The organism is Anaeromassilibacillus sp. Marseille-P3371 (assembly GCF_900169665.1).
Lineage (GTDB): Bacteria > Bacillota > Clostridia > Oscillospirales > Acutalibacteraceae > Anaeromassilibacillus.
Genome location: NZ_LT835157.1, coordinates 235641 through 236941, shown reverse-complemented (window position 1 = coordinate 236941; position 1301 = coordinate 235641). Strand labels below are relative to the sequence as shown.

At 51.1% G+C, this 1301-nt stretch carries 1 protein-coding gene; it reads right to left on the bottom strand.

Annotation, left to right across the window (positions count from 1 at the left end; all coding sequences use genetic code 11):
* Positions 1-638: 638 nt before the first annotated feature.
* Positions 639-1301 (bottom strand): hypothetical protein (locus B9Y59_RS00650; protein WP_158088899.1); only part of this gene is annotated, 663 nt, incomplete at its 5' end.

The window sequence follows — 1301 nt, the reverse complement described above, 5'->3', positions numbered from 1 at the left end:
CCCCAAGCATTTCCCCTTATCCTTCAACTGTTACTGTATAATATCGTCACCATACAATACATCCAATGCCTATAAAAAGTTTGACCCAACAGGAGGTTTTCGCATTTTCGTTTGCGAACTCTCCTGCTGGGTCATATGGATGGAATATCTCTGCTTTAGCTTTCCTATGTATTTGCTCCTATGAGCGAATCATCAACATGTGATTAATATACATTTACATGTAGAAAAGCTATCCGTCAGAGACATTCCGTATTCTTTTTTCTTTCCAAGGCCTTATACCACCATCATCGTACAGTATTTCACCACTTTCTGGCCCGGTAATGTCGTGTAGACGTTTGTATTCTAGCACAGGTAGACGCACAGCGCCTTTTGCACCTATGGCGTTTCCTACTCTGGCTTTCTTCCATCAGCGGTTGCCGGATCGAATGCCTTATGCCCTTCGCAAGTATCCGGTATTCAACCAATGGTCACCGTGCAGTGTTTCACTGCATTCTGCCCCGGCAGAGTCGTGTAGACGCCTGTGCTCTGGCCCGGTGGATGCACAGCGCCTTTCGCTCCTTGGGAGTTTCCTACACAGGCTTTCTTCCACCAGCGGTTACTTGATCGAATGGCTTATGCCTTTCACTGGTATCCGGCATTCAAACAATGGTTACCGTGCAGTGTTTGACTGCATTCTGCCCCGGCAGGGTCGTGTAGACGCCCGTGCTCTGGCCCGGTGTGCCGGTTGCATAGACTCTGTAGTAGTAATCGTTTCCAGCCTTTGCCACAAACTGCGTCTTGAGAACGCTGCCGTTGCCTACTGTAAAGCCCGGCGTCTGGTTGTTTCCATTTACCACCGTCATCTTGAAGCAGTATGCGCTGCCTCTCTTGAGCGTGAAGTTCACTGTCGTGTCACTCACCACATGCGCCTTCTGGGTCGAAACGTTCTGTGCCGCAGAAACGACGCCTGCCGCCCCATAGGAGTTGGAGGCATTCACAGAACTGCTTCCCTTTCCTCCCTTGTTATCCGGCTTCGGGTTGGGCTTCGGCGTCTCCGCCTTCTCCAAACCTGCTACAGCTGCTTCCAGGTTTACATATACCTTTGCGATCGTCTGGTTGTCCGCGGTTTTATCCCCGGCGACTGCCTTTGCTACCTGTAGCGCCGCCTCCAGGTTTGCCACACTGCGGTCCGTATAGCCGTTCAAGTCGATCGCTTCTGTCTCTTCGATGAGCTTCTGCAATTCTTCTCTGCTTGGGATCTTCCGCAGGGATGCCATTGCTTCCGCAAGCTTCTGCGCCATTGCATCCACTTCTTCCTGTCC